Genomic DNA, 20,480 nt, shown 5'->3' on the forward strand with positions numbered 1-20,480 from the left:
ATTGTAAATTGGCAATCATCTGTTTTTTTATGCCTTTTATCCTGTATTGTGCTGATTGTATAAAGAATTAGAATATGATTTTAAATAGGGTAAAGTTTTGTTGCCTTGGGGAGGGAGTATGCAAAATAAACATAAAGGGTTCACCTTAATTGAGCTGATGGTGACGATTGCTGTTATGGCAATTATCGCGATGATGGCTGCACCTTCTTTTCAGGCACAAATTTATAATTATGAGCTGAAGAAGGAATTAAATGAGTTGGCCTCTGTACTCAATGAAGCTAAAGCTAGTTCGAAGGCATTAAACCAAACAGTTAGTATTTTCTTTAGAGCAGCAGAGTCAAAAGATCCAGTCAATTCACTGTACTTAGATCCTGATAAGAATAAATATGAATTTAATATGGGGGATAAAGTGATTTTGTTTAGAAATAACGGTCTGATAGACCCATCTTCGGGTAACTTCCCTATATGTTTTGAAGTTAAACATATGAAAAGTGGTAAAACGAAAAGCGTAGAGTTGACTCAACTTGGTATGCAGAAAATTTCGGATGGTGCGTGTACGAGGGCAGGATCATGAAATACCAAAAAGGTGTGGGATTGATGGAAGTTATTATTTCAGTTCTTGTGCTAGGTCTTGCTGTATTGGGATTTATTGCACTTCAGTACAGGTCCCTAGAGTTGGCATCAGAAGCCTTAAAGAAAGTTGAAGCTGTTAACTTAGCAAGTAATTTAGCAGAACGAATGTATGTTAATCGGACATCCTATACGGATGCAGATGGATTAATCGCTGGTCGAAATCTTAGTGACTGTGTAAGTGAAAATGACTCAATTAAATATTGTAATGCTGCAAGTTTCGCTGCAAAAGATATAGCCGATATTCAGGCGATTGCTGCGGAAAAAAATATGCAAATAAATGTATTTACATGTCCTGATACCAGCAATAACCGAAACTGCATATATGTAGCATGGGATGAGACGCAAGCGATACAAGGAGATGAAGGAGATGAAGCTTGTACCTCTGAAGATGATTTTAGTTATTTGCCCAATGCTAAATGTGTAGTGGTGGAGACGTTCTAATGAAAAGAAAAATGAGCGGCTATACGTTAGTTGAGCTAATGGTTGCATTGGTTCTAGGCTTAATTGTTGTTTTGGTTGCTGTTCAAATGTTATTGGCTGGTCAGAGAAGCGTAGCATTTCAAAATGCTGTTTTAAATGTACAGGACAATGCAAATATTGGACTGAATTATATTGTCACAGATTTGAAGCATACCAATTTAAATTTAATTAATCGTGATATGAGAAGCACAGGGGTTTCAGGTCTTATTGTAAGTGATTCAAATTATCCAGCTAATATTACAGAGAATAGAAGAGTGAGCTCTACTGCTTTGGCTGGTTCACCATCTTTAACCGAAGATGATAGCGATGTATTAGTTATTCAATATAGACCGAATTTAGCCAAAGGTTATGATTGTGAAGGAGAAGCTATTACTTCACCGAATGATGTAATTGTTCAGCGCTATTTTTTAAGACGAGATACAAATGGTGCGAATTTTGATTTAGCTTTAGCTTGTGATGCTGGGCGATATGCGAATACAGAAACTGAGACTACTATTACTGGGTTTAATAATAGTAATAATAGTAATAATAGTGGCCAAATTATTATGCAACGTGTAGATCAATTCAAAGTTTTAGTAGGCGTACAAAATACATCAACAAGAAGTCTATCCTATATGACCTTGGCTCAGTTTGCTGCTGTTCCAGCAGGTGAGAATTTAAGAGCTGTATCTTTACAAATTGGTATTCTGGCACGTTCTTTGGATAATGCTGGCGCTGATACGAATGAAAAATTAGATTACACTTTGCTTAATTTGCCACAAGTTGTTGATAAGCCTGATGAAATGAAAGCAAGATATGTACGTGTACCTGTCGAGCAAACAATTGCATTAAAAAATGGTTTAGGGGAGCGCTTATAATGAATGGTTTTAGGCAAAATGGCTCAGCCTTAATAATTGTACTTGTTGTTGTGATGTTATTGACCATTATTGGGGTTATGGCTGTACGTTCGGGTTTATTAGGGTTGAATATCGCAACGAATAGTCAAGCTTCACATATTATGGATCAAAATAATGATGCTGCATTATTCCAGATTGAAGATAATGCGCAGTTTGATGATTTTATCGCAGGAACAGGATTGTTTGGTTATCCTAAAATGATTGCTAACCGAGATAAAGAGTTGGTCATTTGTTATCGCGGGAAAGTAAATCAATTTTATCAGTTTTATCGTGCAAGTGTGGTATATACAGAAAAAAATCAAGATCAAGCTACTGTTATGAAAACAGAGGATATTGGCGGTTCGGCACGTTCAGGGTTTTGTCAGGTCAATAAGCAAAAGTCGGACTTTGTAAGTGGTCGAGCAGCAGCTATGACACAAATTTCCGTTCGTGTTGCGGGTAGTGCGACAGATGGGGATGAGCCCTTTAGTTATTATCAAGTTGGCACAGATACAGAGTCTGGAAAGTTAGATGAAGCTGTGCGCCTTATTGTAACAGCAACAACCGTAATGCCAGTGTTAAGCACTGAAGATAATGCGACGATTAATGCGTGTATGAAAAATCTGAGTTATGTAGATACTGCGACCAATTTGGAAACTATATCTGAATGTCTAAGTAAAAATGCAGTCCCGTATAAAACCCAAGTATCTGAATATACTTTGGGTCAATTTATTAAAAAAGTAGTGTAAGGAAGCCGTTATGAAAAATAGCACATACATTGAAAAAAGATGGATGCAATTTAAAGTATCGGCTTTATCTGCATCTATTACTGTTTTAATTGTTAGTAGTATTCCAACCCAAATTTCAGCGTCTGATATTGATATTTACCAGTCAGGTGGTACAGGTGCGATTAATATTTACTTTATGCTGGATACTTCTGGAAGTATGGGAAGTATGAGTTTAGCAGAAGATTATAAGCATACCTCTAGTATACAAACTAATATGTGTAAATGGGAGCAGGAAGAAGGGCGTAATTATACTCAAAAAAGCAGTGGTGGGAGTAACATTAGATGGGCTACTTTTGAGAAGGTTGCAAATAATGCAGGGCAGTATAAGAAAGACGGAAATAATTATACATTTGTAGGCTCTGGTAATGGGGATTATAACAGAATAAAACAAGACGATTCTTCATATTCTGGTGGCACTAGATATGAGCGTTCTAACAACTTTAATGTAGAAGTAAAAAGTTGTGCTAATACAGATAAAATTTGTCATGGTGAGAATGATTATGGTGTTGAAAAATTAAATAATCCATTACAAGTAGGAGGCTATACATATGCAATGGAAGGTGAAAAATATTGTTTAGTTAAGGAATCATCATTAAGTCAAAATAATAATGATAAAAAATATTTAGAAAAAATAAAAACTATATGTGAGCCTTCAACAAATAATGGAGAGTACCGTTGTTTAACTCGTTTAGCTAATTTAAAAAAAGGGCTTTTGTCATTAATTAACTCTAATGGGGTTGATGACACCAAATATTTCGCAGTCGGGCAATATTCTGGAGATAGTTCTTCTAATTTAACTGATCCTGTCTTTCTTGCAATGAATAAAACAAATAAGGATATTGTATCTAAAAAAATTGTTTTATTAACAGCGGGAGGTTCTACCCCAATTGGTAATGGCTATGAGCGGGCAACAAACCAAATTACAAGTACGATAAGTGGGGCAAATAATGCTAAACCATCATGTACAGGGAATGGTATTTATTTATTAACAGATGGCGAGCCTACAGATAGTAGGGGGTATGCTATGACTAGTGGGTATTCTAATTGGAGTACTAATTTAAGGAATACTCCATTACACAATGATTTTTGGAAATCTGTCGGGTCAAAGGCAATTGAAAACTTAAATGGTACGCGGAAGATTAAGACAGCAACAGTGGGTTTTGGTGGAATGTACTATTTAAGTGGGGATTATTCTCGCAATGGTGAATTTGAGTGTAGTGTATATAAAAAAGATGGTAACGGAACGAATCAGTCATCGATGTGTTATTGGGGGACCAAAAAGTCAGTTTATGGGCAAGGTGGATTTTACAATGCGCAATCTGCTGAGGACATTGTAGGGAGTATTAAGCAGTTTGTCAGTGATGTTTCTGTGCCTATTGAAGGATCTACAATGGGCACCAGTACCATACCAGTTGATGCTTTAAATACAACTCAACTACAACCATACTCCTACTTCCCTATGTTTAAGCCTTTGATTGGTTCCAAAGATCAACTTTGGGCAGGAAACTTAAAAAAGTTTAAAGTTTTAAATGGGACAATAGTTGACACCAAAGAAAAGACTGTTTTTGAAGATAGTAAAATCAGAGCACAGCTACAAGATTATTGGTTTAGTGTAAAAGGTAGCGGTAGTGAAGATCAGTTTATGACTTGGGGCGGGCATTTAAGTCGATTAAAAACATTTAATCTACCGCAGGTTGAAACAAGTTCAACCACTTTAAATAAGAATTTATATATTGATGTAAATGGTGAGCTTAAGAAAGTCACAGATGTTTTGAACTCAAATGATAAACCAGAAAATAGTCAATATCTTTATGGGCTTATGGGCTTTTCTAAGTTAAAAGAAGCTGATTTTACCGCTTTGGGTGATAATAAAACCTATACTCAACAATTAGCTTATTTAAAAGACAGAGTGAGTACTGCATCAGGCTATCAAATGGGGGCGGTAATCCACTCAACCCCTGTACTACTCACTCAAAAAGGTGCGATTGAGGTTGAAAAGGGTGTGCAATCATCTAAAGACCGTGAAGATTACATCATGTTTGGTACAACGCAAGGTGTTTTACATATTGTAAAAGCGGGTCAACAAAATACGAGTTCGGTTGATGCTGAAGGCGGTAAGGATGTATTTAGTTTTGTGCCTAATGAGTTTTTAACACGTCAGTCTAAAGGCTTTGCAGAGTCTTTGGCTATGGGTAGAACAGATTCAGTCAATACCTTTTTCTATGGCATTGATGGCCCTTGGGTTGCACACACAGTTTATGAGCCATCTATTACTGATTTTTATAAGAAAGATCAAAATGGTAATGATGTTATAGAAAATGACCAAAAAGTTATTGAGTCTACTCGTGGTTCATTGGTAGTCAAAGCTGATAGTAAAAATAGCCATCAGTATGTATATGGTGGCTTACGCATGGGTGGACGTAGTTATTATGCCTTGAATTTATCTGACATGAGCAAACCTAAGTTGATGTTTCATGTAAATCCAGATGCAGAAACTTTAACCACAGACGACCCTTTATACCATATGGGTCAAAGTTGGTCTCAGCCAACACTCACTTATATAAAATGGAATGGTGAAAAGAAACTTGCCATGATTGTAGGTGGTGGATATGACAAAAAATATGAAGATCCAGCTTTTACCAACAACCCTTTAACGGATGAAGATACTTCAGGGAATGTTCAAGGTAATGGCGTTTATATTTTTGATGCAGAAAATGGCAAATTGCTTTGGTGGGGTAGCGCTAGGGTAAAAAATGCATCTCAGGCAACAGTAGATAATAAGGGAATATTGACCAGATCTGAGTCGACAACCATTGGAGCGATGGTCAATAGTATTCCATCTCGAGTTAAGGCTATTGACCGAGATGGCGATGGGATAACGGATCATTTATATGTGGGTGATTTGGGTGGGAAATTATTTAGGATTGATTTAAACCCTAAACATACCATTAGTGAAAAAACAGACGAAAAAAAATCATTTATATTAAATGCCTTTGCTTTGGCAGATGTTGGTTCGCGTCGGTTTTACGAAGCGCCAACATTTACGATTCATAAGTCAGGTATGACTCGGTATGCTGTTTTATCGATGGGTTCAGGGGATAGAAGTAGTCCATTGTCAAACTCAAGTTCCAATGATCTGTTAGTTGGTATTTATGACACGAGTGTGACTAAAACGATACCAGCTGTTCAGGCGACAGTTAGCTTAGGTAACTTAAGAGAGATTTATAAAGATAATAAAGAAGATGAAATACATCAGGGGTGGTACTACACACTACCAAAACTCACAGTTAAGGATACAACGTATCAACAACGTATTTTGGAAGAAGGTGTCGCTTTAGATAATTCACTGTATTATCCAATTTTTAATCCACAAAGTAGTACTGCAAATGTAGATGCCACTTCTTGTACTGGTGGGATTACAGGTGAGAGTACACTTTATCAATTCTGTCTACCAAGTGGGGAATGTGTTGCGAATCAGGATGCACCAAAAAGTGGTGGGCCTTTGGGTTCGGGGATTTTAGGTTTGGCCGTCGGACCTGGTTCTGGTGATAATAAACGGACGTTTGTTTTTAATAAAAAGCCAGATCCGATACCAGATGAGTTCGAAACATTGAATAAATTACTTCCGCAGCGTTGGTTTGAGTATTCTCCTTATAAGGTGAAAGGAGATAAATAATGAAAAATCATGGCTTTACTCTTATGGAGTTAATGGTTGTTACAGTTATAATTGCAACTATGGTAGCCATCGCGCTACCAAGCTATGCACATTATGTTCGTAAAAGTCATGAGAAGCTCGTATTACAAAAAATAGCTGATGTTGCTTTAAAGTTAGAGAAAGAGAAATCACGTAATTTTAGTTATGAGCGATTTAAACAGGCAAATGAAGATAAAACTGTAACAAGAAGCAAAACTTCTAATGAGGTTATTTATAACATCGATACAGTTTCGGGTTTTCAAAACTGGAGTATAGTGGGATGTGTGAATAGTTCATTGCCGAATGCTAGTCAATATAAAAATTTTGCAGAGAATAATAAGGGGCGTAAATGCGAATGGATAGACACAAATTGTTCTGTACCTGAAAATTGTAAGTAGGCAATTAAAATGCATAAAAAAAACAAAGGTTTTACATTGATTGAAATGATGATTGTTGTTGCGATTATCGCTATTTTAGCTGCAATAAGTTATCCGAGTTATCAAAGTTATGTGAGAAAGACAAAAAGACTTGAAGCTCAGTCGATGCTAATGGAAATAGCTAATAAATTGCAGCGATATAAGATAGTTAATTCTACATTTAGACCAAATAATGTAGCAATTACACTAGAAGCATTAGGCTATAAAGTTAACCCAAATGGCGCACTATCTATTCCAGAGGGGGCAAAACCTACCTATCGAATCTCATTGCAGGAGGTTACTGACAGTGAATGGTTACTTGTTGCAATGACAGAGAATGGTCAAAAAGGTGATGGTACTTTAGGCTTAGATCATAGAGGACAACGTTGTTGGGCAAAAGGAGATGATAGAGGGAGATGTACCCCGAATTCAGCCACCAACTGGGACGGCAGGTAAAATCCAAATTCAAAACTGTGGATAAACAAATTTTAATCTTTCTTTCGCAGCAAAGATAACGTAAAATATTGCCCTCTATGAAAGGGGTTTGAAATGTTCCGGTGGTCGGGGCAGGGATAATCCGTAAAAACTATAAGGTTGTATCATGGTAGTTATTCGTCTTGCACGCGGTGGTGCTAAAAAACGTCCGTTCTATCAAGTTATTGTAACTGATAGCCGTAATGCACGTGACGGTCGTTTCATCGAACGTATTGGTTTCTTCAACCCAACAGCTCAAGGTAAAGCAGAAAAACTTCGTTTAGATGCTGACCGTTTTGCACACTGGGTTGCTCAAGGTGCTCAACCATCTGAACGTGTTGCTTCTTTAGCTGCTCAAGCTAAGAAAGCTGCAGCTACTGCATAATTTTTGCTAATTAAGTAGTAGGTAGCCCATGACACCAACACAGAATGTTCCCGAAGATCGTATTCAGATTGGACAGTTACGTTCAGCATATGGATTAAATGGGTGGCTCTGGATCTATTCCAATACAGAACCAATGAGCAATATCTTTGACTATCTGCCTTGGTATATTGAAACCAAAGCAGGTTGGCAAACAATAGATGTAAAACGTTGGAAACCGCATGGCAAAGGCTTAGTTGTTTCGCTCAAAGGCGTCATTGATCGCACTGCAGCAGATAACCTAGTTGGCGCAAATGTCTGGATTTCAAAAGCGCAACTTCCTAAAGCAGGAATGGATGAGTTTTACTGGTCAGATTTGAAAGGCTTAACAGTGTTAGGTTTGGATGATGAAGAACAAGAAGTAAATCTCGGAAAAATCCATGAAATGTTTGAGACAGGTGCCAATGATGTGATGGTGGTTCACGCAACACCAGACAGCGTTGATGCTGAAGAGCGTATGATTCCATGGCATAAAGATGTGGTGCAACGCGTTGATCTCGAAGCTGGTCGTATCTACGTTAATTGGGGCGTAGATTACTAATTATTTTTGGAAATACGGGGGTCTGCGATGTTTTTTGCAGTCATTACGCTTTTTCCTGAAATGTTTGAAGCGATTACAGCCTACGGTATTAGCGGGCGTGCAGCAAAAAGTGATTTAGTACAAGTAACTTGTATTAATCCTCGTGATTATGCTGAGGGCAACTACAAACGAGTGGATGAACGTCCATTTGGTGGTGGTCCAGGTATGGTGATGATGGCTGAGCCTCTGGCAAAAGCAATTCAACATGCTAAAGAGCTTGCCATGCAAGCAGGTGCAGTTCATGTTCCTGTGGTGTATATGTCACCGCAAGGAAAAACCTTAAATGAGCCTGCAGTACAACAGTTTGTCGACTATGATGGATTGATTGTGTTGTGTGGTCGTTATGAAGGGGTCGATGAACGTTTGATCCAAAAATATGTTGATCAGGAATGGTCCATAGGGGATTATGTTTTATCGGGTGGCGAGCTTCCTGCGATGGTTTTATTAGACAGTATTATTCGGAGACTTCCGGGTGCAATGTCTGATGAACAGTCTCATGTGCAAGACTCATTTGTGGATGGTCTTTTGGACTGCCCACAATATACCAAGCCAGACCATTTTGAAGGTTTGGATGTCCCTGAAGTCTTAAAGTCGGGACATCATGCCAATATTGAGAAATGGCGGTTTTTGCAGCGTTATCAACGAACACAACAACGCCGACCTGAGTTGGTGGACAATGTGGAGTTGACGAAGCAGCAAAAGAAATGGCTAACAGATTTGAATACTTAATTAAGAGTATTCTTTTAATAGGCTCTTTGTGCATTGAAGTGGTCAAGCATAAAGAGAAAGATAATCGGGTCTATGCGATTTAGCCTCTATACCCAGCGGATACAGACCTCTTCTGACCCGCACATATTGGAGATACCCCATGAGCGGTAAGCATCCTTTAGTACAAGCTGTTGAAAATGCACAGCTTAAACAAGACATCCCAGCTTTTGCACCAGGCGATACAGTTATCGTTCAGGTTAAAGTAAAAGAGGGTGACCGTGAGCGTCTTCAGGCATTTGAAGGTGTTGTAATCGCGAAGAAAAACCGTGGCTTGAACTCTGCGTTCACAGTACGTAAAATTTCTAGCGGTGTTGGTGTTGAGCGTGTTTTCCAAACTCACTCTCCAATCGTTGCTAAAATCGAAGTGAAACGTCGTGGTGACGTTCGTCGTGCTAAACTTTACTACCTACGTGAATTGTCTGGTAAAGCGGCACGTATTCGTGAAAAGTTACCAGCTCGTAAAGTTAAAGCTTAATTTTAAGTTTTATACGAGTAAAAAAATGCGCCCAATGGCGCATTTTTTATGCCTAAATTTTAGAGTCCTTGAAGCTTCAATCGGTTGGCGTGTTGTCGGTAAACATCAACAGGGTCTGGAGCAAAAATAGAACGTAGTCCAAAGAACTGGTTAATCACATCTAAATGGTTCCAATTATAGTTATCGCGCACGGTCTTACCATACTTGGCACTACAACGTGAGACTAAGCCATCATTATCATTGGGCGCTTGCATGAGTAAGCCTGTCGTCGCCAGTAATGAGTCTGGATCAAGTACGTTCGTCAACGTTGAGTTGCCAGAGAAAGAGTAAAAATAAACCCCATTCTCTTTCGCTAAACCTTCACCACAGCTTGTTTTTGGCATACCCAATGGATATTTCTGTGCAAAAGCTTTAGACCCAGCTTGACTCAAACTTTTACCCGCACCGAGTGCATCATGTGGAAGTGAGTTCGGATTTTGCTGTTGTGCCCAAACAATAGCCTTGGACCCAAAGTTGATTAAGCCTACCAGCGGTTGTTCTAGCGGCGTACCTTGCGCGGAAATAATCAAATCCGCCACAGGAGAGCCTTTTAAAGGACTAGAAATGGCTGTTGCAGACGCGATTTTATTGGGCATAACATTTGAGACATAGGCAATACTATGTCCGCCGTGACTATGACCAAGCAAATTGACTTTGGGTGCTCCTGTAATCGCTAAGATTTCATCAACTTGTTGCAGCAGTTGTTCACCACGAACTTCAGATGTGTTGAATGGAGAAACGCGTGTTGCCCATGCGTTTGCACCGTTACGGGCTAAATCTGGCAAGATTTGATACCAGTAATCCACACCAAGTTCATCGGTTCCTGCTCGAATCCAGCCCCCCATACCATGTGCAAAAACCAAAGGGTATTTGGTCTTTGCATAATTAGAGGCAACGTAGTTTGATTTAATTTGTGAAGCAGCTGCTTGCGTTTGTGTAGCAGCAAGTGCGCAGGTCGACAGCAGTCCAGCTATCAATAATCCATATTTCATTGATCATCCTCGTTTTTTATTTTTTATGACGACAATTTAAGTTGTCAAAAATGAGTATAAAGGTGAGGGAGGAGGAGCGTAGAGAAATCCGATTAAATTAAATACAGTTTGTAACTGGATAATTCTAGGAGGCATCCCTCCGAAACGTTAAAGATTCGAAGGGAAAAATAGAACTAGAGTCCTTGCATTTTTAAGCGATTGGCATGTTGGCGATAGACATCAACAGGGTCTGCGCTAAATAGTCCACGTAGTCCCATAACTTGGTTGACCTCATCTAAATGATTCCAGTCATAGTTATCACGGATGACTTTACCGAAGTGTGTACTACAGCGTGCCACTAAACCATCATTGTCTAAATGTCCATAGGCCAAAGGCCCCAACAGTGAGATCGCACTATCTGCAACATCGAGAATGTTCGGGACTTGAGACGTGCCAGTCCACGAATAGTAATACACGCCATTGCTGGATGTTGCACCGCTTTTGTTACAGTCTGAAGCCAGTGCTGATGTTGGATATTTCTGATTAAAAACACGGGAACCTTGCTCACTAATTGAGGTGAGCGATGCCGTTAAATTGCTTTTTAAGGCAGGGTTACTTTGCCCATAAGCAAGCATAGGACCAATAATATAATCAGCCGCTAGGCTGAGCAGTTGTGTTCCACCTTGATTGGCAAGAAGCTGGTCTGCCACTTTTGAACCTCTAAATGTTGCTCCCACACCTGTCAGTGAGGCCACATATTGCGGTTTAACTGCTTCTACATAGCGAATGGTTGGTCCGCCATGGCTATGTCCAATCAAATTAACCTTGGGCTTGCCAGTCAGGGCAATCACCTCTTCAACTTGTTGTAGTAACTGCTCACCCCGTACTTCAGTAGACTCAAGCGGGGAAATTTGTGCTGCAAAGGTGGTTGCGCCATTTCGAGCCAAGTCGGGTAAAATTTGATACCAGTAATCCAGTCCAAGTTCGGCAACGCCCACTCGGCTGAACCCAAACATGCCATGGGTAAATAGCAATGGATATTTAGTTTGAGCATAATTACTTTTTACGCTTGCAGTCACCGTCTGTAATCCAGCTGTGGCTGTGGTTGCGCTGAGTCCAAGGCTGGTAACCAGACCTACGAGTGACATTGTTTGTATCATTCTTTTCGTTATAAACATTTTTTTCATCCTGAAAAAGTCAAACATGGTATAGCTTTAATCTGCGAAAGGAAGTTTTCCTCCTGTGTCATGCGTGGTTTCAAAGGCTCCTAGTCGAAGTTGTTCTTGTGAATTATTAAACTGTTGATCACGTAGTTTTTGAATGGCTTGCTGCTGCGCATCTTGATTCATATTGCTTTTAAGAATGTTGTCGCGTTGTTCTAAGTAAGTATTGACCCGAGATTTCCAATTGTTTCGATCTTGGTCGAGTTTTTCTAGGCGTACGGTCGCTTCGGCACCGACAAGACTCTGGCGCATTTGGCGAATTTCTTCGGCAGAGCCGCCGCGCGCTTTAATATCTGAGGTCAGTTTACGCAGATCTTCGAGTTTGGAGAGTTGTTCTAGGTTTTCTTTCCAATCTTCAGGAAGTTGAGCAAACAGCTCTTTCAGTTTCTGGGCTTTTTGTACTTCAGTTAAGGATTGATCTGCCATGATACTCATGCGGTCTAAGGTATATTCATGGTAGGTATTTTCAGCGCCAAAGAGACCTTCGATTTCATAGTCGGAAAAGAATTGGCTGCGTAGGTTTTTCATCAAAGTAAAAATTTTGCGATAGTATTCAGGGTCTTCTTTATTTAGGCTTGGCTCCTTCAGGCTCCCCAATTGCACACGATAACCTAAATAACGAGTCCACAGATCTAAAATTTGCTTAAGCGCAGGTTCTTGATAACCTTGCTGGATATAGGCTTTAAAATCTTGCTTGATCTGGTCAATATTTTTTTCACCATATTGGGTAATAAAATATTCAAAACAGTTACGTGTTTGTTCATTTACAACTAAGCGATTACTTTGGTCGAGCACCAGTTGGCAGTTGATTTCGGTGTCCTGTTGGCTGTTGCTGACAAAAGGCAGTCCTGAAGCATGTGGCAAGTCTGATGCTGTGGGTAATAAGCCTGTCGTATTTTGAGCGCTAGAGCGAATCGACTCATGGTTTGAGCCAACAGTTGCATTGGGTGCGAGCCAAATGAGAAAACCAAGAATGACAACGATGATCACGGCGAAAATGAGCCATAATTTCTTTTTTTGCATATCCTATGCCTAACATCCGTATTGTATTTTTTATTGGGTTCATATGATTGAACTCGATTTATTCTGAAACAAAAGGGCAAATAAACAACAGAAAAGTTGTAAAACTAGACAAGCGGTTGATAGTATTGCTGCAGCTTTAAGACGTGTCTATGTTATGAAATCATCTGCTTCAAAAATCCAGCGCCGTGCAGTAAATGGTGTATTTTTATTGAATAAGCCATTGGGGATCAGTTCAAATGCGGCATTGCAAAAAGTGCGCTGGTTATACCGTGCGCAAAAGGCGGGGCATACAGGAGCGCTTGATCCATTGGCATCGGGACTGCTGCCGATTTGTTTGGGCGAAGCAACCAAGTTTTCACACTTTTTGTTGGACTCAGTGAAGCGCTATCAAACCACCATTCAGCTGGGGCACAGTACCACCACTGGTGATGTAGAAGGCGAGCAGTTGTTAGAGCAGGCTGTACCTGAGTTAACCGAAGATTTGATTGAAGCCGTTTTGGCTCAGTTTGTGGGTGATATTCAGCAAGTGCCACCAATGTATTCCGCTTTGAAGAAAGATGGTCGTCCTTTATATGAGCTAGCCCGTAAAGGGATTGAGATTGAACGTGAAGCACGCCCGATTACCATCTATGCGATTGAGCTGCTTTCATTCACAGCAGACAGTGTTACCCTTGATATTACCTGCTCGAAAGGCACATATATTCGTGTTTTAGGTGAAGATATTGCGAAGGCATTGGGTACTTATGGTCATTTAACTTATTTACACCGCATTAAAACGGGTCATTTTGATCTGATTCCAAGTTATACCATTGAGTATTTGGAAAGTTTGTCTGAACAAGAGCGCGAAGCACTGTTGTTACCTGTATATGCACCTGTAGATCATTTTCCTAAAGTACAAGTTCCAGAAGGGCGTAGTGAATACTTTAGTCGCGGTATGGAAAGTAATATTGAGCATACAGCGGAAGCACAGGTCTTGGTTTTCGATGGGGAAAAATGCTTAGGCTTGGCTGAAATTACCGATAAGAAAAGATTGGTTCCAAAGCGGGTTTTAAATCTATAATCGAAATATATCACTCGGTAAAAAAAGGATAAGGCGTGGACATCGACATTATTATCAGTCTGATCTTTTTTGCCTTTTGTGCAGGCGCAATTGACGCCGCCGTTGGTGGTGGTGGACTGATCCAAATTCCCGCTTTGATGAATGCATTTCCGTCGATGGCACCTGCCACTTTATTTGGTACCAACAAATTAGCGGCAGTGGTGGGTACAGCTACTTCCGCCGTTTCCTTTGCCCGAAAAGTGCGCTTTGAATGGAAACTTTTGGCTGTGGTTGCAGTGTGTGCCACCATCAGTTCATTTGGGGGCGCAGCCAGTGTGGCCATGATTCCAAAAGAAGTCCTTCAACCCTTTGTCTTGGTCATGTTGATTGTGATGGCGGTCTATACCCTCATGAAGAAGCAATTTGGGCAAGTGCATATGGCACAGCGTGTGACGCCTAAAATTTTGCTGTTGGCGGGAATCGGGAGTTTAGCCATTGGCTTTTATGATGGTTTGTTTGGCCCAGGTACGGGCAGTTTCTTTATTTTCTATTTTATTCGCTATTTACGCGTTGATTTTTTGCATGCGGCGGCATTGGCTAAAATTGGCAATGTGATGACCAATCTTGCAGCGCTAAGCTTTTTTATTCCATCGGGGCATGTGCTCTTTGCTGTAGGAGGCGCGATGGCCGTCGCAAATATGATCGGATCTATTTGTGGGGTAAAAATGGCGCTGAAATACGGCAGTGGTTTTATTCGTATTTTATTTCTTATTTTGGTGACAATTCTGATCGTAAGATTGAGTTATCAAATGTTTTTGATGTAATGGTGAGATAGCTTTAAAACTTCATTACAAAAAACGCGTAGTCTGTGACCTCATTTCTCGTTTATTGCATTTAAGATAAATACAGCGCACTTAATGCTGTGCCAAGAAGCTTTTCAATAAAAATGATGTTTTAAGCTGAACGGAACTGGAGCATAGAATGAATATATTTGAAGCCTTAAGAGAAAGTCACGTTATACAACGAAATTTGGCTGAACGACTACTCCAAACTTCAGGGGATACGCCTGAGCGCCGTGAGCTATTTGAACGCCTTAAAAATGAATTGTTTGCCCATGCTGTGGCAGAAGACCGTTATTTTTATATCCCTTTGATGATGACTGATTCGGGCCTCAACATTACCCGACATGCTTTGGCAGAACACCATAAAATGGATGAGTTATTGGAACAATTGACGGAGACGGAATTCTCAAATCCGGGCTGGTTGGCAATTGCAAAAAAATTATCGGAAACCGTACATCATCATTTACAAGAAGAGGAACATGGTTTCTTTCAGCAAGCAGGAAAAATTTTACTCGATGCTCAAAAGACTACGCTCGCCAAACAGTATCAGCAGGAATACAAAAAGTACAAAAAAATTGAAAAAGACAGTTTGGTTTAAGTCCATTTTAAACAAAAGATGGCGAGTGCCATCTTTTGTGATTTAAAGCGCGTCATCACTTTGCGGTTTGGCTCTAAAGGTAACACCAACGGAGGCAATCATAATGCAAACCAGCGCCAGCGTTTGCCACATGCTAATTTGTTCTTTCAATAGTAGCCAACCTGCCAAGGCTGCTAAAGCTGGTGACAAACTTGAAAGCGTCCCATAGCTGAGTTTACTTAAATGTTTCAAAGCCATCAGGTCTAGAGCATAGGGAATGGTTGTGGCGAGTAGTGCAATCAATAAGGCTTTGGGCCAGTATTCTGTTTGCATTAGCGCTGTTGGGTTATGCATGGCACTAATGGGCAGAAGCACCAAGGCTGAGATCACAATAGCAATACTGAGGGCATGCATGCCGATATTTTGACGGACGACTTTTTGCCCAAAATAAATATACAGCGCCCAGCAAGCACCCGCTGAAACCGCAAATGCGGCTCCTAAGAAGGAGAAGTTGGTTGCATTGGCTTGATGCCATGGCACCATCAGTGCAATGCCTAAAATCGCTAATCCGACCCAAATATAATCACGACGTTGTTTGATCGAGAGTAGCGCTAAAGTTAAAGGGCCTAAAAACTCTAAACCTACGGCAATACCTTGCGGCAATCTACCCAGTGAAGCGTAGAATAAAATATTCATGAGGCATAAGGCTGCTGTATAACTGAGTAAATCTTTCCACTTTAAATGCGGTAGGCGTTTAATGATGCTCCATGAGCGGAACATCAGCACAATTAAAATTGCGGCAAAGCACAGTCTAAGGGTCACCACGGTTAGCGGGTCAAGGATGGCAATCAACTGCTTGGCAAAAGAAGCACTGATTTGATAGGACAGCATGGACAAGACCATGAACATCACTGCCATCAGTTGAGAATTAGGCATCATGCACACATCAGGTCATGGCGACCTGTTATTTTAAGAAGGTGGATTAGTATAACGATTCAGCACCCAAGTTGGATGCTGAATAAGCTGATTTTTTAAATGCAACGACATGAATTTAAAAGTAATCGATACAGCCTTTGGATTTAAAAGCTAAATTCAAACACTGAATCACATGGTTTAAACTGCGGCTTGGCGGTTTTTCTGGGCTGTATAAGTACAACCAATAGACGCCATGATAATCACGCTAAGCGCAAGCCACTGTGACCACAATAGTTGCTCGCATAGAAAGACAAAACCGGATAGTGCTGCGATAGCAGGTTCAAGACTCATGAGCGTCCCAAAACTTAAAGCGGTTAAATTGCGTAGCGCAATCATTTCCAAGCTAAAAGGCAGAGCGCTGGCCAAAACTGCTAAAGCTACGAAATAGATCAGGTTTGAGGGTTCAAACACATTTGTGGGTAAACCACTGAACAGGGCGAGTGGCATTAATATCAGCATGCCGACAAACATACCTAAGCACACGGTATGATTGCCCGAAACACCCGATGGGCGCTGTCCCGCCACGATATACAAGGCCCAACATGCACCTGCACCTAGTGCAAATGCAATCCCAAGAGGATCTAAAGGTTGAGCTGCTTGGTCGAAAGGAAACAGTAAAACCAAGCCTAAAATAGCCAGCCCGACCCAAACAAAGTCAAAGCGTTGTTTGGCATAAAACAGAGCAACACTGAGCGGGCCAATAAACTCAAACGACACTGCAATGCCGAGTGGCAGGCGAGCAATGGATAAATAAAACAATAGGTTCATGCCTGCCAAAGCAAAACCATAGCTGAGAATGGCTTTATATTTGACTTGCTTAAAATCAACCTGCCAAATTTTAAAGAGCACGGCCAAAATGATTGATCCCAACAGCAAGCGCATGGCGGAAACGGTTAAAATGGGAAATTGATCGAACAGCACTTTGGCCAGTGAACCACTACTTTGCAAGCTGAGCATTGCAATCAGTAATAAAAAGGTCGCTTGGAGATGGGGAGTACTTTTTAGATTTGGCATTATTAGAATACTAGATAGGGAAGTGAATACTTGGAAAAAGTAGCGGAGAATGTGCTTGGGTCGCACATAAAATTTTAACAAGTATTCAAAAATAAAAAAACCACAGCTTGGCAGCTGTGGTTTTTAAATAGAGTCGAATTAGAACAATACGCGAACGCGGATTGTGCCTTCAACGTCTTGTAGCGTATCTAAAGCTTCTTGAGATGCTGTTGCGTCTACATCCATCACCAAGTAACCAACATCACCTTTGGTCATTAAAGACTGACCAGAAATGTTGATGCCGTGTTCAGCAAACAAGTTGTTGATTTTTGACAACACGCCTGGCACGTTTTTGTGGATGTGAAGTAAACGGTGTTTGCCTTCGGTCAACGGTAACGCGATTTCTGGGAAGTTCACCGCAGATAAAGTCATACCTTTATCTGAATAAGAAACGAATTTCTCAGCCACTTCTAAACCAATGTTTGCTTGCGCTTCCATGGTCGAACCACCCACGTGAGGAGTTAAGATCACGTTTGGAATGTTACGTAGTGGAGAAATGAACTCTTCACCATTGGCTTTTGGTTCTTTCGGGAACACGTCAACCGCAGCACCAGCAACATGACCTGATTTCAAGGCATCTGCTAAGTCTTCAATCACGACACATGTACCACGTGCAGCATTGATGAAGATGGCACCTTCTTTCATTTGTGCAAATTTTTCTTTGGTCATGAAGTTACGTGTAGACGGAACATCAGGTACATGCAAAGAAACAACATCAGCATTGGCTAAAAGTTCGTTTAAACTACCGACTTGACGTGCATTACCTAATGGTAGTTTCGTTACTGTGTCAAAGTAGATCACTTTCATACCCAAGCTTTCAGCAAGGACAGAAAGTTGTGAACCGATTGAACCGTAACCGACAATCCCTAAAGTTTTGCCACGAGTTTCGAACGAACCAACAGCTGACTTGTTCCAACCGCCTGCATGTGTATCTGTCGATTTTTCAGGTACACGGCGAAGAAGAAGAATAGCTTCAGCAAGTACAAGTTCAGCCACTGAACGTGTATTTGAGTATGGTGCGTTAAATACTGGAATACCACGAACCATCGCAGCATTTAAGTTCACTTGGTTGGTACCAATACAGAAACAACCAACAGCGATTAATTTATTCGCTGCTTCAAACACTTCTTCAGTGAGTTGTGTACGGGAACGAATACCAATGAAATGTGCATCTTTAATCGCTTCTTTCAACGCTTCACCTTCAAGCGCAGTTTTACGATAATCGATGTTGGTGTATCCGGCAGCATTTAGTGTGTCGATTGCGTTTTGGTGAACGCCTTCTAACAACAAGAAACGAATTTTATCTTTAGGAAGTGAAAGATGTTGGCTCATTACGGCTCCGCTACAAAGGCCAAATTTAGTGGCGATATAATAGCACGTACCGCGCCCGATATACATTTCCTTTATGCGGACTCTGCTGGGTATTTTTAACATCTATGGTGCGTAAAAAAGTCTTTTTGGTCTAATTAAACTAATCATTTCAAAGGTATCCTGAATAAAAAAGCTTTTTCTGCGGGAAACAGAAAAAATGCCTTATAATATGACTCCGTGAAAATAAGCCAGTTGCACACTGCTGCTTAAATCCTCACGAACTGCCTGAGCCTTAGGGCATGGAAAGACTGAAATGAAGCGCTTTTCATGCAGAGAACCCTAGCGCCACAAACAACTTGTTTACTTCTTGCAAGGTCTGAAAACGATGAATGCTCCAGTCGCTTTAACCCCAGAGTTATTGACCCAATTGACAGCAATTGTAGGTGAAAACCGCATTAAAACCGATGCGGATAGCCTTGAAAATTGGGGACGCGATCATACCAAACATTTTGATCCAAACCCGTCAGTCATCGTTTTTCCATCGAGCACGGAACAAGTGCAAGCGGTTGTGAAACTTGCAAATGAGTTCAATGTTGCGATTACACCATCAGGTGGTCGTACTGGCTTATCTGCCGGTGCAGTCGCTGCCAACGGTGAAATTGTGGTGAGCATGGACAAGATGAACCAAATCTTGGAATTCTTCCCAGCAGACCGTATGGTTCGAGTCCAAGCAGGCGTGGTGACTGAACAGCTGCAAAACTATGCTGAAGAGCAAGGCATGTATTACCCTGTCGATTTTGCTTCTGCGGGTTCGAGTCAAATCGGTGGAAACATTGGCACCAATGCGGGTGGTATTAAAGTCATTAAATACGGCATGACGCGTAACTGGGTACTCGGTTTAACTGTAGTCACGGGTAAGGGTGATGTGCTGCGTCTAAACAAAGGCATGATCAAAAATGCAACTGGTTATGCACTGCAACATTTATTCATTGGTGGTGAAGGGACACTAGGCTTAGTGACTGAAGCTGAAATCAAGCTGGAACGCCAACCGCAAGACCTTCAAGTAATGGTATTGGGCGTGCCTGACTTTGATGCTGTGATGCCTGTACTGCATGCTTTCCAAGCAAAAATTGACCTGACTGCATTTGAGTTCTTTGGTGAACTGGCAATGCAAAAAGTGTTGGCACATGGTCATGTACAACGTCCATTCGAAACCGAATGTCCATTCTATGTATTGTTAGAATTTGAAGCGCCATTTGAGCCGATCATGGACAAGGCGATGGAAATTTTTGAGCACTGCATGGAACAAGGTTGGGTACTGGATGGCGTGTTGAGCCAAAGCCTCGATCAAGTGGAAAGCTTATGGCGTTTACGTGAAGACATTTCTGAGTCGATTGCGCCATTTACACCATACAAAAATGACATTTCAGTTTTGATTACGCATGTGCCTGCATTTATTAAAGAAATTGATGCGATTGTGGCAAGTAACTACCCAGACTTTGAAATCTGCTGGTTCGGCCATATTGGTGACGGGAACTTACACCTAAATATTTTAAAACCGGCTGACTTAAGCAAAGACGAATTCTTTGCCAAATGTCAGGTGGTGAATAAATATGTCTTCGAAACTGTGAAAAAATACGACGGTTCAATTTCTGCGGAGCACGGTGTTGGTATGACCAAAAAGCCATACCTTGACTACACCCGTTCAGCAGAAGAAATTGAATATATGAAGGCATTGAAGCAAGTTTTTGATCCAAACGGAATTATGAACCCGGGTAAATTATTCGATCTTTAAGTTCGAATTGGGTTTTAAAAGCGCATCC

Annotated in this window: 21 protein-coding genes; 15 read left to right on the plus strand and 6 right to left on the minus strand. The window is 40.8% G+C overall.

All coding sequences use genetic code 11. From position 1 onward, the window contains the following. Nucleotides 1–118: 118 nt before the first annotated feature. The 11 genes from ACFN7Z_RS01560 to rplS all read left to right on the plus strand — a co-directional run bounded on the left by ACFN7Z_RS01560 (nucleotide 119) and on the right by rplS (nucleotide 9,604). The gene (locus tag ACFN7Z_RS01560; RefSeq protein ID WP_395442492.1) at nucleotides 119–574 is read left to right on the plus strand and encodes a Tfp pilus assembly protein FimT/FimU; all 456 of its coding nucleotides are present in this window, start codon (nucleotides 119–121) and stop codon (nucleotides 572–574) included. Then, nucleotides 571–1,074: a type IV pilus modification protein PilV gene (gene pilV, locus ACFN7Z_RS01565; protein ID WP_159151566.1), complete on the plus strand. Its 504-nt coding sequence runs from the start codon at nucleotides 571–573 to the stop codon at nucleotides 1,072–1,074. Before ACFN7Z_RS01560 ends, pilV begins: the two co-directional genes overlap by 4 nt. Then, nucleotides 1,074–1,970, plus strand: coding sequence for a PilW family protein (locus tag ACFN7Z_RS01570; RefSeq protein ID WP_395442495.1), 897 nt, complete (start codon nucleotides 1,074–1,076; stop codon nucleotides 1,968–1,970). Before pilV ends, ACFN7Z_RS01570 begins: the two co-directional genes overlap by 1 nt. Beyond that, nucleotides 1,970–2,737, plus strand: coding sequence for a hypothetical protein (locus tag ACFN7Z_RS01575; RefSeq protein ID WP_395442497.1), 768 nt, complete (start codon nucleotides 1,970–1,972; stop codon nucleotides 2,735–2,737). The genes ACFN7Z_RS01570 and ACFN7Z_RS01575 overlap by 1 nt, the downstream gene beginning before the upstream one ends. Nucleotides 2,738–2,747: 10 nt before the next feature. Then, complete coding sequence (locus tag ACFN7Z_RS01580; protein ID WP_395442499.1) at nucleotides 2,748–6,452, plus strand: pilus assembly protein; 3,705 nt, start codon at nucleotides 2,748–2,750, stop codon at nucleotides 6,450–6,452. Continuing rightward, nucleotides 6,452–6,868, plus strand: a complete 417-nt coding sequence (locus tag ACFN7Z_RS01585) for a prepilin-type N-terminal cleavage/methylation domain-containing protein (protein WP_340873199.1) — start codon at nucleotides 6,452–6,454, stop codon at nucleotides 6,866–6,868. The genes ACFN7Z_RS01580 and ACFN7Z_RS01585 overlap by 1 nt, the downstream gene beginning before the upstream one ends. A 9-nt stretch (nucleotides 6,869–6,877) precedes the next feature. Beyond that, nucleotides 6,878–7,342: a type IV pilin protein gene (locus ACFN7Z_RS01590; RefSeq protein WP_395442501.1), complete on the plus strand. Its 465-nt coding sequence runs from the start codon at nucleotides 6,878–6,880 to the stop codon at nucleotides 7,340–7,342. 145 nt (nucleotides 7,343–7,487) lie between these two features. After that, the gene (gene rpsP / locus ACFN7Z_RS01595; RefSeq protein WP_004718284.1) at nucleotides 7,488–7,745 is read left to right on the plus strand and encodes a 30S ribosomal protein S16; all 258 of its coding nucleotides are present in this window, start codon (nucleotides 7,488–7,490) and stop codon (nucleotides 7,743–7,745) included. Between the two features lie 28 nt (nucleotides 7,746–7,773). Then, nucleotides 7,774–8,322 carry a ribosome maturation factor RimM gene (rimM, locus tag ACFN7Z_RS01600; protein WP_004978035.1) on the plus strand — a complete coding sequence of 183 codons (549 nt, stop codon included), beginning with the start codon at nucleotides 7,774–7,776 and terminating at the stop codon, nucleotides 8,320–8,322. A gap of 27 nt (nucleotides 8,323–8,349) precedes the next feature. Further along, on the plus strand, nucleotides 8,350–9,090 hold the full coding sequence (gene trmD, locus ACFN7Z_RS01605; RefSeq protein ID WP_005401335.1) for a tRNA (guanosine(37)-N1)-methyltransferase TrmD: 741 nt from the start codon (nucleotides 8,350–8,352) through the stop codon (nucleotides 9,088–9,090). Between the two features lie 139 nt (nucleotides 9,091–9,229). Continuing rightward, nucleotides 9,230–9,604 carry a 50S ribosomal protein L19 gene (gene rplS / locus ACFN7Z_RS01610; RefSeq protein WP_004691454.1) on the plus strand — a complete coding sequence of 125 codons (375 nt, stop codon included), beginning with the start codon at nucleotides 9,230–9,232 and terminating at the stop codon, nucleotides 9,602–9,604. Between the two features lie 59 nt (nucleotides 9,605–9,663). On the opposite strand, the gene ACFN7Z_RS01615 is transcribed toward rplS, so the two are convergent. From ACFN7Z_RS01615 to ACFN7Z_RS01625, 3 genes are all read right to left on the minus strand, one after another. Beyond that, entirely contained in the window at nucleotides 9,664–10,635 is a 972-nt protein-coding gene (locus ACFN7Z_RS01615) for an esterase/lipase family protein (RefSeq protein ID WP_395442505.1), read from the minus strand. Nucleotides 10,636–10,808: 173 nt separating this feature from the next. Beyond that, nucleotides 10,809–11,774, minus strand: a complete 966-nt coding sequence (locus ACFN7Z_RS01620; protein WP_395442670.1) for an esterase/lipase family protein — start codon at nucleotides 11,772–11,774, stop codon at nucleotides 10,809–10,811. Nucleotides 11,775–11,828: 54 nt separating this feature from the next. Further along, on the minus strand, nucleotides 11,829–12,860 hold the full coding sequence (locus ACFN7Z_RS01625; RefSeq protein WP_395442507.1) for a lipase secretion chaperone: 1,032 nt from the start codon (nucleotides 12,858–12,860) through the stop codon (nucleotides 11,829–11,831). Nucleotides 12,861–13,014: 154 nt separating this feature from the next. On the opposite strand from ACFN7Z_RS01625, the gene truB reads away from it, so the two are divergent. The 3 genes from truB (at nucleotide 13,015) to ACFN7Z_RS01640 (ending at nucleotide 15,339) form a co-directional block, all read left to right on the plus strand. After that, nucleotides 13,015–13,920, plus strand: a complete 906-nt coding sequence (gene truB, locus ACFN7Z_RS01630; protein ID WP_279744423.1) for a tRNA pseudouridine(55) synthase TruB — start codon at nucleotides 13,015–13,017, stop codon at nucleotides 13,918–13,920. A 35-nt stretch (nucleotides 13,921–13,955) separates the two neighbouring features. Next, complete coding sequence (locus ACFN7Z_RS01635) at nucleotides 13,956–14,723, plus strand: TSUP family transporter (RefSeq protein ID WP_259232954.1); 768 nt, start codon at nucleotides 13,956–13,958, stop codon at nucleotides 14,721–14,723. A gap of 157 nt (nucleotides 14,724–14,880) precedes the next feature. Then, on the plus strand, nucleotides 14,881–15,339 hold the full coding sequence (locus tag ACFN7Z_RS01640; protein WP_125273562.1) for a hemerythrin domain-containing protein: 459 nt from the start codon (nucleotides 14,881–14,883) through the stop codon (nucleotides 15,337–15,339). A 42-nt stretch (nucleotides 15,340–15,381) separates the two neighbouring features. On the opposite strand, the gene ACFN7Z_RS01645 is transcribed toward ACFN7Z_RS01640, so the two are convergent. The 3 genes from ACFN7Z_RS01645 to serA all read right to left on the minus strand — a co-directional run bounded on the left by ACFN7Z_RS01645 (nucleotide 15,382) and on the right by serA (nucleotide 18,678). Further along, nucleotides 15,382–16,254, minus strand: a complete 873-nt coding sequence (locus ACFN7Z_RS01645; RefSeq protein WP_395442671.1) for an EamA family transporter — start codon at nucleotides 16,252–16,254, stop codon at nucleotides 15,382–15,384. A 177-nt stretch (nucleotides 16,255–16,431) separates the two neighbouring features. Continuing rightward, complete coding sequence (locus ACFN7Z_RS01650) at nucleotides 16,432–17,307, minus strand: EamA family transporter (RefSeq protein ID WP_395442510.1); 876 nt, start codon at nucleotides 17,305–17,307, stop codon at nucleotides 16,432–16,434. A gap of 138 nt (nucleotides 17,308–17,445) precedes the next feature. Next, nucleotides 17,446–18,678 (minus strand): phosphoglycerate dehydrogenase, encoded by a 1,233-nt coding sequence (gene serA, locus ACFN7Z_RS01655; protein ID WP_004691438.1) that lies wholly within the window; start codon nucleotides 18,676–18,678, stop codon nucleotides 17,446–17,448. Nucleotides 18,679–19,042: 364 nt separating this feature from the next. Here serA and ACFN7Z_RS01660 point away from each other — a divergent pair, with 364 nt between their 5' ends. After that, nucleotides 19,043–20,452 carry an FAD-binding oxidoreductase gene (locus tag ACFN7Z_RS01660; RefSeq protein WP_004978025.1) on the plus strand — a complete coding sequence of 470 codons (1,410 nt, stop codon included), beginning with the start codon at nucleotides 19,043–19,045 and terminating at the stop codon, nucleotides 20,450–20,452. The last annotated feature ends 28 nt before the right edge of the window (nucleotides 20,453–20,480 follow it).

The organism is Acinetobacter sp. P1332, from assembly GCF_044057475.1.
GTDB lineage: Bacteria > Pseudomonadota > Gammaproteobacteria > Pseudomonadales > Moraxellaceae > Acinetobacter > Acinetobacter johnsonii.